General features: G+C 35.5%; 14 protein-coding genes. 1 reads left to right on the top strand and 13 read right to left on the bottom strand.

What is annotated here, in order from left to right; all coding sequences use genetic code 11:
- Positions 1-6: 6 nt before the first annotated feature.
- The 13 genes from nuoK to aspS form a co-directional block, all read right to left on the bottom strand.
- Positions 7-327 carry an NADH-quinone oxidoreductase subunit NuoK gene (gene nuoK / locus DMB68_RS10465; RefSeq protein WP_110346628.1) on the bottom strand — a complete coding sequence of 107 codons (321 nt, stop codon included), beginning with the start codon at positions 325-327 and terminating at the stop codon, positions 7-9.
- Positions 327-866: an NADH-quinone oxidoreductase subunit J family protein gene (locus DMB68_RS10470; protein WP_110346629.1), complete on the bottom strand. Its 540-nt coding sequence runs from the start codon at positions 864-866 to the stop codon at positions 327-329. Before DMB68_RS10470 ends, nuoK begins: the two co-directional genes overlap by 1 nt.
- A complete protein-coding gene (locus tag DMB68_RS10475; protein ID WP_165830123.1) occupies positions 867-1,412 on the bottom strand; it encodes a NuoI/complex I 23 kDa subunit family protein in 546 nt (181 codons plus the stop codon).
- A gap of 180 nt (positions 1,413-1,592) precedes the next feature.
- Positions 1,593-2,648 (bottom strand): NADH-quinone oxidoreductase subunit NuoH, encoded by a 1,056-nt coding sequence (nuoH, locus tag DMB68_RS10480; RefSeq protein WP_110346631.1) that lies wholly within the window; start codon positions 2,646-2,648, stop codon positions 1,593-1,595.
- 2 nt (positions 2,649-2,650) lie between these two features.
- Entirely contained in the window at positions 2,651-3,682 is a 1,032-nt protein-coding gene (locus DMB68_RS10485) for a 2Fe-2S iron-sulfur cluster-binding protein (protein WP_110346632.1), read from the bottom strand.
- Positions 3,683-3,859: 177 nt separating this feature from the next.
- Complete coding sequence (nuoF, locus tag DMB68_RS10490; protein WP_110346633.1) at positions 3,860-5,230, bottom strand: NADH-quinone oxidoreductase subunit NuoF; 1,371 nt, start codon at positions 5,228-5,230, stop codon at positions 3,860-3,862.
- A 1-nt stretch (position 5,231) separates the two neighbouring features.
- Positions 5,232-5,762, bottom strand: coding sequence for a complex I 24 kDa subunit family protein (locus DMB68_RS10495; RefSeq protein ID WP_110346634.1), 531 nt, complete (start codon positions 5,760-5,762; stop codon positions 5,232-5,234).
- Positions 5,763-5,843: 81 nt separating this feature from the next.
- On the bottom strand, positions 5,844-7,082 hold the full coding sequence (locus DMB68_RS10500) for an NADH-quinone oxidoreductase subunit D (RefSeq protein WP_110346635.1): 1,239 nt from the start codon (positions 7,080-7,082) through the stop codon (positions 5,844-5,846).
- Between the two features lie 22 nt (positions 7,083-7,104).
- A complete protein-coding gene (locus DMB68_RS10505; protein ID WP_110346636.1) occupies positions 7,105-7,626 on the bottom strand; it encodes an NADH-quinone oxidoreductase subunit C in 522 nt (173 codons plus the stop codon).
- A gap of 1 nt (position 7,627) precedes the next feature.
- Complete coding sequence (locus DMB68_RS10510; protein ID WP_110346637.1) at positions 7,628-8,176, bottom strand: NADH-quinone oxidoreductase subunit B; 549 nt, start codon at positions 8,174-8,176, stop codon at positions 7,628-7,630.
- A gap of 87 nt (positions 8,177-8,263) precedes the next feature.
- The gene (locus DMB68_RS10515; RefSeq protein ID WP_110346638.1) at positions 8,264-8,629 is read right to left on the bottom strand and encodes an NADH-quinone oxidoreductase subunit A; all 366 of its coding nucleotides are present in this window, start codon (positions 8,627-8,629) and stop codon (positions 8,264-8,266) included.
- Positions 8,630-8,869: 240 nt separating this feature from the next.
- Positions 8,870-9,064 carry a cold-shock protein gene (locus DMB68_RS10520; protein ID WP_007137066.1) on the bottom strand — a complete coding sequence of 65 codons (195 nt, stop codon included), beginning with the start codon at positions 9,062-9,064 and terminating at the stop codon, positions 8,870-8,872.
- 317 nt (positions 9,065-9,381) lie between these two features.
- A complete protein-coding gene (gene aspS, locus DMB68_RS10525; RefSeq protein ID WP_110346639.1) occupies positions 9,382-11,130 on the bottom strand; it encodes an aspartate--tRNA ligase in 1,749 nt (582 codons plus the stop codon).
- A gap of 154 nt (positions 11,131-11,284) precedes the next feature.
- On the opposite strand from aspS, the gene DMB68_RS10530 reads away from it, so the two are divergent.
- Complete coding sequence (locus tag DMB68_RS10530) at positions 11,285-12,280, top strand: TlpA family protein disulfide reductase (protein WP_110346640.1); 996 nt, start codon at positions 11,285-11,287, stop codon at positions 12,278-12,280.
- The last annotated feature ends 157 nt before the right edge of the window (positions 12,281-12,437 follow it).

The following is a 12,437-nucleotide window of genomic DNA, read 5'->3' on the forward strand; positions in this document are numbered from 1 at the left end:
TTCCATTTATCCTTTTAAATTTTTTAAATTATCGATACTAATCGAACCTAAATTTCTAAAGATCGAAACTAAAATAGCCAATCCTACAGCAACTTCAGCTGCAGCAACTGCCATCGAAAAGAACACAAAAACCTGTCCCTGTGCATCCTGATGATAAGTCGAAAATGCAACAAATAAAAGGTTTACCGCATTCAGCATGATTTCGATAGACATAAAAACAATAATTGCATTTCGTCTGTACAATACACCAAAAATACCAATACAGAAAAGTACAACACTTAAAAAGATGTAATTTTCAATACCTATTTGATTTAATATATTATCCATTATTTATTTAATTTTTCTTTTTTAGACAATAGAACCGTTCCAATCATTGCAACCAAAAGTAAGATTGAAGCAAATTCAAACGGAACCATATATTCGTTCAGTAATATTTTACCTAAAACCTTAATCGATTGGAAATCTTCTCCGGTTGAGTCATATTCACCAACAATTGGTTTTGAATTAATAAAAATTGTAATTAATACAATAACAATTAAACAAAAAGAAACAATTGCCCCTAAACGTGTAATTCTTGGGCGGTGAACGTCTCGTTGTTCGTTCAGATTCATCAACATAATCGTAAACAGGAACAGAATCATAATCGCACCCGAATAGACTATAATGTGAACAATAGCTAAAAACTGAGCATTCAATAATAAATAATGACCCGCAATAGAAAAGAAACAAATCACTAAATAAATAGCAGAATGAATTGGGTTTCTGCTAAAAATGGTCAGGAACGCTGTAATGACCGTGATAAACGCTAAGAAACAAAATATTACTTGTACAGTAGTTGCGTGAGCAAAATCAGGAATATGTATCATTTAGTTAGCATTATTAAGTTGAGCATTTTTGATGGCCACATCAAGAGGCATCACTAATCTGTCTTTTCCAAAAATGAAATCTTCTCTTTCATAACTGGAAGGAACCAATACTTTCGAAGTCGTCAAATAAATAGCATCTTTTGGACAGGCTTCTTCACACAGTCCACAGAAAATACAACGCAGCATATTGATTTCGTAAATCGAAGCATATTTTTCTTCTCTGTACAAATGTTTTTCATCTGCTTTACGCTCAGCTGCTTTCATAGTAATGGCTTCAGCAGGGCATGACAAAGCACATAATCCGCAGGCAGTACAGTTTTCACGACCTTGCTCATCACGTTTTAGCTGGTGCTGACCACGATACACCGGACTCATTTCACGTACTTGTTCCGGATAATGAATAGTAGCTTTCTTTTTGAAAAAGTGTTTAATGGTAATCAATAAACCTTTAGCAATCGCCACAAGATACAATCGCTCCAAAAAAGTCATCTCCTTGTTAGAGACTAACTTTTTTCTACCCGATAATGATATAGTTTCTATTGACATTTTAATCTATATTTTGTGATTTAATTTGATCATTAAGCCAAATTCAAATCTATTTTATTTTTTATTTAGTAGCTAATCCTGCTATCCGCTGTATTCCCGCTAACAAAAACTACGGCTAAAAAGCCTTGTTTTCTAAAGCGGGAGATGCCGCTCCTATCAGGGCTAGGGGAATCCGGTATTTTAGAACCCTAAGAAAGCAGCGAGATCGTGTCTTAAAATTACGATTCCTGTCACAATAATGTTTGCAATAGAAAGCGGAATCAAAATTTTCCATCCCAAGTGCATCAATTGATCATATCTAAATCTCGGAATCGTCCAGCGAACCCACATGTAGAAAAAGATCCAGAAGCATATTTTGGCAAACAATACTACAATTCCTAATATATTAGCAATGTTTACGCCTGCATTTTCAACCATCCAGTCCATACCCGGATAATTGTATCCTCCAAAAAACAATACTGAAATAATAGTAGCCGAGATAAACATATTCGCATATTCAGCAAATAGATAGAATCCCATTTTCATAGATGAATATTCGGTATGGTAACCACCAATCAACTCAGATTCACATTCTGCTAAATCAAAAGGAGTTCTGTTGGTTTCAGCAAAAGCACAAATAAGGAAAATTAGGAAAGATAAAGGCTGGTAGAAAACATTCCAATTCATTCCGGCCTGTTGTAATGAGATTTCTTTCAAGCTCAAAGTTCCCGTCATCATCAACAAAGCAATCATGGATAATCCCATAGCAACTTCATAAGAAACCATTTGAGATGCTGCACGAACCGCTCCCATCAAAGAGAACTTATTGTTTGAAGCCCATCCGCCAATCATGATTCCGTAAACTCCAACAGAAACAACTCCAAAGAAATATAACAAAGCAATATTGATATCGGTAGCTTGTAATAAAATATCTCTTCCAAAAAGATGTAATCTGTCCCCCCACGGAATAACGGCACTTGTCATCAAAGCCGTACTCATGGCAATTGCCGGACCTACTACAAATAAAAATCGGTTTGGTGTATTTGGGAAAAATTCTTCTTTCGAAAATAATTTCAAACCATCGGCAAGAGGCTGCAATAAACCTCCCCATCCCGCACGGTTAGGTCCTACACGGTCTTGTAAAAAAGCTGCAACTTTACGTTCAGCCCAAGTTGAGTACATCGCCATAATCATGGTAATGGCAAAAACCACAACAATTACAACACTTTTTTCTATAATAAACGCACCATCTACCATCGTTAAGAATTTTGGTTGTTAGTGTTTAATGGAATTTCAGCCATACTAATTTTTTTACGGTCTTCATCTCTACCTAAAAGAATATTCTTTTCAGTATCGATTTGTACTTTTTCTAATTTTTGAGTGTAGTTGTTTTGGTTGATAACAGAATCTTTTTCAAATTCTCTTGGTCCTTCAATAACCCAGTCATTAACGTTTTTATGGTCAAAACGGCAGCTGTTGCAGATAAATTCTTCTACTTCATGATACTCATCTTTACGACCTGTTACACGCTGAATTTCGCCTCCAAACATCCAAACGGTAGTTTTACCGCAGCATCCCGGAGTTGTACATTCTCTATGTGCGTTATAAGGTTTGTTGAACCAAACTCTTGATTTAAAACGGAAAGTTTTGTCAGTTAAAGCTCCAACAGGACAAACATCAATCATGTTTCCGGAGAATTCATTGTCGATAGCTTTTGAGATTCCGGTAGAAATATTAGCGTGGTCACCACGGTCTAATACTCCGTGAACTCTGTTATCTGTCAGTTGATCTGCAACTTGTACACATCTTTGACATAAGATACAACGGTTCATATGCAGTTGAATATTAGGACCAATATCTTCTGGCTCAAATGTTCTTTTTTCTTCGATAAAACGTGATTTTGGATTTCCGTGTTCGAAACTTAAATTTTGAAGATCACATTCACCAGCCTGATCACAAACAGGGCAATCTAAAGGGTGGTTGATCAATAAAAATTCTGTTACAGATTTGCGGGCTTCAGTAACTCTGTCAGAAGATTTGCTGTTTACTTCCATTCCGTCCATACAGCCGGTTACACAAGATGCCATTAATTTTGGCATTGGTCTTGGGTCAGCTTCGCTTCCTTTAGAAACTTCAACTAAACAACAACGACATTTACCGCCGCTGCCTTTTAATTTGGAGTAATAGCACATGGCTGGCGGAACTAAATCCCCTCCAATCATACGCGCCGCCTGCAGGATGGTAGTTCCTGGTTCTACGTCAATACTTTGACCGTCTATGGTTACTTTCATCTCTTTATTATGTTTTTTTAGTTTCAGGTTTAATATTTCAGTGCCGATAGTTATCGGTATTGAAACTAGAATAACTTGAAACTTGAAACTATTTTAAATTTTTGTTGAAAGTCGGAATATTGAAAAGAATTTGCTGTCCTTTTAATATATTAACTTCGTACTTCTTTTATATTTTTATTATACGATTATTTTACCGCCAACCAGATGTTTCACTTGCGAAAACGGTTCAGCAACAAAATGATCTCTGTTTTTTATTTTTTCAGGGAAACGCACGTGGTATTCAAATTCATCTTTGAAATGACGAATAGCTGCTGCTACCGGCCACGAAGCCGCATCGCCAAGCGGACAAATCGTATTTCCTTCGATTTTACTCTGAATGCTCCATAATAATTCGATATCCTCTTCACGGCCATGACCGTTTTCAATACGATGTAATATTTTTTCCAGCCAACCAGTTCCTTCACGGCAAGGTGTACATTGTCCGCAGGATTCGTGGTGATAAAAACGGGCAAAATTCCATGTGTTTCTTACGATACATGATGTGTCGTTGTACACGATAAACCCTCCTGAACCTAACATAGATCCGGTAGCGAAACCACCATCACTTAAAGATTCATAAGACATTAAACGGTCTTCACCGTTTGCTGTTTTGAAGATCAATTCAGCTGGTAAAATTGGCACAGAAGAACCGCCCGGGACCAAAGCTTTCAGAGGTCTGTTTGATGACATTCCGCCTAAATACTCATCAGAATTCATGAATTCATCAACACTTAAGCCTAATTCGATTTCATAAACTCCTGGGTTTTTGATATGTCCTGAAGCCGAAATTAATTTAGTTCCTGTAGAACGGCCAATTCCAATTTTAGCATACTCATCACCTGAATTGTTGATAATCCATGGTACCGCAGCAATTGTTTCAACATTGTTTACAACTGTTGGATTTGCCCAAAGCCCTGAAACTGCAGGGAATGGCGGTTTGATACGAGGATTTCCTCTTTTCCCTTCCAGTGATTCTATAAGTGCAGTCTCTTCCCCGCAAATATAAGCACCGGCTCCACAGTGAACATACAAGTCTAAATCGTAACCTGTACCTAATATATTTTTTCCTAACCAACCTGCAGCTCTTGCTTCGTTGATTGCTTTTTCCAAAATTTTGAAAACCCACATATATTCTCCACGAATGTAGATATAAGATAGGTTAGCGCCCAAAGCAAAACTTGAAGTAATCATTCCCTCGATCAATAAGTGAGGAATAAATTCCATCAAATAACGATCTTTGAAAGTTCCTGGTTCAGATTCATCAGCGTTGCAAACCAAATGTCTTGGTTTTCCTGATTTTTTATCAATAAAACTCCATTTCATTCCCGCTGGGAAACCAGCTCCACCACGACCTCTGATTCCTGATTTTTTTACTTCTTCAACAACTTCGTCAGGAGTAAGGGTTTTTAAAGCTTTTTCTACAGAAGCATATCCGCCGTTTTGGCGATACACTTCGTAGGTCTTAATACCCGGAATATTGATTTTGTCTAATAATATTTTTTTTGACATCTTATTTATCGTGTAATATTATTTTATCATCTCTGCAATCAGCGATTAACTGATCGATTTTGTCTTCTGTCAATTTTTCTTTGTAGAAATCACCCAGCTGCAACATCGGAGCGTATCCGCAGGCACCTAAACATTCTACACCGGCAATGGTAAACATTCCGTCCGGAGTTGTTTCGCCCATTTTGATGCCTAATTTTTCAGAAGTGTAATCCATTAAATTTTCGGCACCATTTAAACAGCAACAAGAAGTCTGGCAGAATTCAAACATGTATTTTCCAATTGGTTTTTGGTTGTACATGGTGTAAAAAGTAACCACTTCGTAAACCTCAATTGGTTTTATGTGTAAAATTTCGGCAACTTTATTCTGCAACTCAATGCTCAGCCAGTTATCATGCGCATCCTGCACTTCGTGCAAAACAGGCAACAGAGCTGATTTTCTTTTGTCTTCAGGATAATGACTAATCAATTCATTGATGCGGGACATCAATGCTTCAGTCATGTTTATTTCTTGTTTGTAATGTTTACGTTCCATTTTTTATTATTTTGAATTTTAAATTTTAAATTCTAAATGTTTTTGGCATTTATAATTTATAACTCAAAATTTATAATTCATTTATGCGTCTAATTCTCCGGCAATAACATTTAAACTTGATAAAATAACAATTGCATCTGATAGTAATGCGCCTTTAATCATTTCAGGATAAGCCTGGTAATAAATAAAACAAGGTCTTCTGAAATGTAATCTGTATGGAGTTCTGCTTCCGTCGGTAACCAAATAGAATCCAATTTCTCCGTTTCCTCCTTCAACCGGATGATAAATTTCTGCAACTGGTACAGGAACTTCTCCCATGACAATCTTAAAGTGATAAATTAGAGATTCCATCGAAGTATAAACATCTTCTTTTGGAGGAAGGTAATAATCCGGAACTTCTGCATGATATTCATTTCCTGCCGGCATTTTATCTAAAGCCTGACGAATGATGCTTAAACTTTCCCAAACTTCTGCATTACGAACACAGAAGCGATCGTAAGTGTCACCTGATTTTCCAACAGGAACAATAAAATCAAAATCTTCGTAAGAGGAGTAAGGATGTGCAACACGGACATCATAATCAACTCCTGCCGCACGCAGGTTTGGTCCTGTAAATCCGTAAGCCATTGCTTTTTCTGCTGAAATAGCTCCTACGTTTACAGTTCTGTCAATAAAAATTCTGTTTCTTTCGAATAAGTTTTCGAATTCTTTCCATGCAATTGGAAATTCTTCAAGGAAAGCATCTATCTTTTTGAAAGCTTCCGGAGACCAGTCTCTTTCAAATCCACCAATTCTTCCCATATTGGTTGTTAAACGGGCACCACAAATTTCTTCGTAAATCTCGTAAACTTTTTCTCTAAATTGAAAAACGTATAAGAAACCGGTATAAGCACCAGTATCTACACCAAGAATCGAGTTACAGATTAAATGGTCTGTAATACGCGCCAATTCCATTACAATAACTCTTAAATATTGAGCTCTTTTTGGAACTTCAATACCTAACAATTTTTCTAAAGTCATCCACCATCCCATATTATTAATAGGAGAGGAGCAATAGTTCATACGGTCTGTAAGAGGTGTAATCTGATAAAAAGGACGGTTTTCGGCAATTTTTTCGAAAGCTCTGTGGATGTAACCAATTGTTGGTTCAGCTTCAAGAATTCTTTCACCATCCATTAATAAGATATTCTGAAAGATACCGTGAGTTGCAGGGTGAGTAGGGCCTAAATTAAGTACAGAAAGCTCGCTTCCGTCTTCGTTTAGTTTCTCCTTTATAATTTTAGCATATCGATGCTCTGGTGATAATAATAGTTCTGACATTTTATAATGTTGAATTATTTATTTAGCAATTTGTTGTTGTTCTTCCAAAGAATCGGTCATCCTTATCTGTTCTTCCGCTGTCTTCCATTGGGAATTCTTTTCTCATCGGAAAAGAAACCATTTCGTCCATATTCAAAATACGTTTTAATTGTGGGTGACCAATAAAGTTTACCCCAAAGAAATCGTATGTTTCTCTTTCCATCCAATTGGAGCTTAAGAAAATATTTGAAATTGATTTGATTTCGGGTTTTTCACCGTTAAGATATACCTTAATTCTGATACGTTTGTTTTCATACCAGTTATGAAGATGATATACTATAGCAAACTGACGTTCTGTTTCATTATCAGGATAATGAATACCACATAAGTCTGTTAAAAAATGAAAGCGTAATTCCGGATCGTTTTTAAGAAAAAGAATCAGGGCTGTAATTTTATCAGCAGACGTTTCGAATGAGTAAATATCTCTTTCCTGTTGAAAGTTAAAAACACTTGAATCAAATGTTTCGATAAGTTTATTCTGAATCAGGTTATTTTCTAAAGCCATCTTATGAAATGTTATAAGAAGCTAATAATTCTTGGTATTCCGGAGAGCTTCTTCGTCTCACAGATTCAGTTTTTACCAATTCTTGAAGTTTCATTACACCGTCAACAATTTGTTCCGGTCTTGGAGGGCATCCCGGTACATAAACATCAACTGGAATTACTTTGTCTATTCCTTGTAAAACAGAATAAGTATCAAAGATTCCACCTGATGAAGCACAGGCTCCAACTGCAATTACCCAACGTGGTTCAGACATTTGTTCGTAAACCTGTCTTAAAATGGGTGCCATTTTTTTAGAAATAGTTCCCATTACCATTAACATATCGGCCTGACGAGGAGAAAAACTCACACGCTCAGAACCAAATCTTGCTAAATCGTAATGTGAAGCCATAGTTGCCATAAATTCGATTCCGCAGCATGAAGTTGCGAAAGGCAATGGCCAAAGAGAATTCGCGCGTGCCAAACCTACAACGTCATTTAGCTTTGTGGCAAAAAAACCTTCACCAACAACGCCTTCAGGAGGGGCAACCATATTTACATTTGAATCGCTCATTTTGTATGTTATTTTGAATTTTGAATTATAAATTTTGAATGTTCAAATAATTTATAATTCAGCATTTATAATTTAAAATAAATATTTTTATTCCCAGTCCAGTGCTTTCTTTTTGATGATATAGAAAAAGCCAACTAAAAGTAAAGCCATAAAAACAATCATTTTCAGCATTCCTTCAATTCCCAGCTCTTTAAAGTTTACAGCCCATGGATAAAGGAAAATAACCTCTACATCAAACAATACAAACAAAATGGCTACAAGGAAATATTTTACTGAAAAAGGAATACGCGCATTACCAACGGATTCTATACCGCACTCAAAGTTTTTATCTTTAGTTTCTGAGGTTCTTTTTGGTCCTAATTTTCCCGAAATAATGATAGTTCCTACCACAAATCCAACAGCAAGGATAAGCTGCATTAAAATAGGAAGATAGCTGTATTGGTCAGATTGCATAAAACTTGGTTTTTTTACTTAAAAATAAGCCACAAAGATAGGTTTCAACTCTGTAAATCACAAGCTAAAAAAGGATTTAAGTATAGCGCTGAACAGGGTTTAAGTGTAATTTTTATTGATTATAAATAATAAATAAAACTTTCACATTTTTTTAACCAGAAAACAAAAAAAAACGTTTCGAAATAAATCGAAACGTTTTAAACCATTCAGAGGCAAAAAAAATAAATTGCTATATTTTTCTTAGATTACTGCTACTTTAGCAGCAACTTTCCCTTTTCTTCCTTCTTCTTCTTCGTAGCTTACACGGTCACCTTCGCGTAATTCTTCCGCGTTAATTCCTGAAGCGTGAACGAAGATGTCCTTTCCTGTTTCTTCGTCTGTAATGAATCCATAACCTTTAGATTCATTGAAAAATTTTACTGTACCTGTACGCATTGTAATTGTAATAATAATTTATAATAAAGCAAATGTAATATATAAATTCATACAAAAGACACTAAGGTGTTAATTTTTTGTAAAAATTATTGATTCACAGTGTTTTCGATATTTATTTTGCATCAAATTTAAGGTGATAATGATTAAATTAAAGATTTTTTATAGCTCTCAAGTGCTGATTATAGTCGGTTTATTGTAATAAACGGACTACTTATTAACTTCTTTATTTTTTTAATTCTTACAAATTTTTTTTTTCAAAAAAAGAGCAACAAATAATTTTATGTTGCTCTTTTGTATATAAATTTTATAAAAAATGATTATAAATCCAATTTGATAGATAATTCTTTTAATTGTGCTTCATCAATTGCTGCAGGAGCATCGATCATTACATCTCGCCCAGAATTGTTTTTAGGGAATGCTATGAAATCTCTAATTGTTTCCTGACCTCCTAAAATAGCTACCAAACGGTCTAAACCAAAAGCTAATCCTCCGTGTGGCGGCGCTCCAAACTGGAAAGCATCCATTAAGAAACCAAATTGTGCTTTTGCTTCTTCTTCTGTAAATCCTAAATATTTGAACATTAACTGCTGAGTAGCCTTATCGTGGATACGGATAGATCCTCCACCAATTTCATTACCATTAAGAACCATATCGTAAGCATTTGCGCGAACCTTTCCGGGATCTGTTTCTAACAGTGCAATATCTTCAGGCTTTGGAGATGTAAACGGGTGGTGCATAGCATGGTAACGGCCGCTTTCTTCGTCAAGTTCCAATAGTGGAAAATCTACAACCCATAATGGTGCAAATTCTTCCGGTTTGCGCAAACCTAAACGGGTTGCCAATTCCATACGAAGAGCAGATAATTGTGCACGAGTTTTATTTGCTGGTCCGGATAGTACAAAAATCATATCACCGGGTTTTGCACCTGTAATTTTTGCCCATTGTGCTAAGTCGGCCTGATCGTAAAATTTATCTACAGAAGATTTAAAAGTTCCGTCATCATTGCATTTTGAATATACCATTCCTGATGCTCCAACCTGCGGACGTTTAACCCAGTCAATTAACCCGTCAATTTCTTTTCTTGTATAATTTCCTGCGCCTGGAACAGCGATTCCGACAACTAATTCTGCTGCGTTGAATACAGGAAATTCTTTATGCTGAGCAAATTCGTTCAATTCGCCAAATTCCATTCCGAAACGAATGTCCGGTTTATCATTTCCGTATGTTTTCATGGCGTAATCGTAGGTAATTCTTGGGAATTTATCTACTTCAATACCTTTTATTTCTTTTAATAAATGTCTTGTCAGTCCTTCAAAAACATTCAAAATATCTTCCTGCTCCACAAATGCCATTTCGCAGTCAATCTGTGTGAACTCCGGCTGGCGGTCTGCACGTAAATCTTCGTCACGGAAACATTTCACAATCTGGAAATATTTATCCATTCCACCAACCATCAAAAGTTGTTTGAAAGTCTGTGGAGATTGTGGCAATGCATAAAATTGTCCTTCGTTCATACGGCTTGGAACAACGAAATCTCTTGCCCCTTCCGGAGTAGATTTGATTAGGTAAGGAGTTTCAACTTCGCAGAAATCTAAATCAGACAGATATTTACGAACTTCCATCGCTACTTTATGACGGAAGAGTAAACTGTTTTTTACCGGATTTCTTCTGATGTCTAAATAACGGTATTTCATTCTGATGTCTTCACCACCGTCAGTTTCATCTTCAATAGTAAATGGAGGTGTAAGAGCGGCATTTAAAATAGTCAATTCAGAAACTAAAATTTCGATTTCACCAGTCGGGATGTTTTTGTTTTTAGCTTCACGCTCAATAACCGTTCCTTTTACCTGAATTACAAATTCTCTTCCAAGTGTTTTTGCCAGTTCGAAAACAGTTTTATCAGTACGGCTTTCATCAAAAATAAGCTGCGTGATTCCGTAACGGTCGCGTAAATCAACCCAATTCATGAATCCTTTATCGCGAGATTTCTGAACCCAGCCTGCAAGTGTAACTTCGGTATTAATATTTGAGGCATTTAATTCGCCACAATTATGACTTCTATACATTGATCAAAATTTTAGACTGCAAAAGTAAACACAAAATTCAAATTAATGTAGAAAAGTAATAACATGATGCTTATAAATTTTAAATATTTTGTTAAGAGGTAAATTTCTCACATGGAATTTCTTTAGATTTGGTCTACTCAAAATAAAATCAATTATGAAAAAAGTTTTTCTTTTAGCTCTGATTATGTTCAGCGTTTTTAATGTTGATGCACAAACAAAAAATAAAATTAAGTTTACGGCTAAAATTGCTAACAGAAACAGTGATACTTTAGTGATACGCGGAGCAAATAATTTTACCCAGGTTATTCCTGTAGATAAAAAGGGAATTTTTGCTGCTACTTTTGAAGCACCGAAAGGGTTTTATCAATTTTCAGACGGGACAGAAGTATCCGGTTTGTATTTAAAGCCAGATTCAGAAATAAATCTGACAATGGACGCTAAACAATTTGATGAAACCATTGTTTATAAAGGTAAAGGAGTTGAGGAAAATAATTTTCTGGCTCAGTATTCTTTAAGCAATGAAAAATTTCAAAATGAGGCATTTTCAAAAGAAGAAGCCGAATTTAGAGCACTATTAGATGCAAAGACAAAGCTGGACAATGAGACTCTTGAAAAAGGAAAATTGGATCCTGAGTTTCAAATGGCTTTAAAAAATTCATTTGCACAATTTAATCAGTATGCAGTTCAGACGTATGAAAGTACTGCTAAAGCAAACAAATTAAAAGGAACAGCTTCTCCGGATTTTGATTATGAAAATTATAAAGGAGGCAAAACAAAACTTTCTGACTTAAGAGGAAAATACGTTTATATAGATCTTTGGGCAACATGGTGCGGGCCTTGCAGGGCAGAAATTCCTTTCCTGCAAAAAATAGAAGAGAAATACCATGGTAAAAATATTGAATTTGTGAGTATTTCGATTGACAAAGCAAAGGATAATGAAAAATGGAAAAAATTCGTTGCTGATAAAAATTTAGGAGGAATACAGTTGTTTGCAGACAAAGACTGGGAATCTGAATTTGTAACGAGTTATGGCGTAACCGGAATTCCGAGATTTATATTGATTGATCCAAAAGGGAATATTGTAAACCCGGATGCTGACAGACCATCATCGCCAGATCTTGAAAAACAATTAGATGCACTATTGAACTAAATTATTTATGAAATTTACAACGTTATCGTAATTTCTGTATTTTTAAAAAAAACCAGTAAAACCAATGCTTCAGCGTTGGTTTTTTTATATCCGGCTGATTTCCAATGTTAAGCTTTTACCCAATGTTATCAAATTGTTAAGCAAAAGTTTTTTTAAT

It is taken from the genome of Flavobacterium hydrophilum, from assembly GCF_003202405.1.
GTDB classification, from domain to species: Bacteria; Bacteroidota; Bacteroidia; order Flavobacteriales; family Flavobacteriaceae; genus Flavobacterium; species Flavobacterium hydrophilum.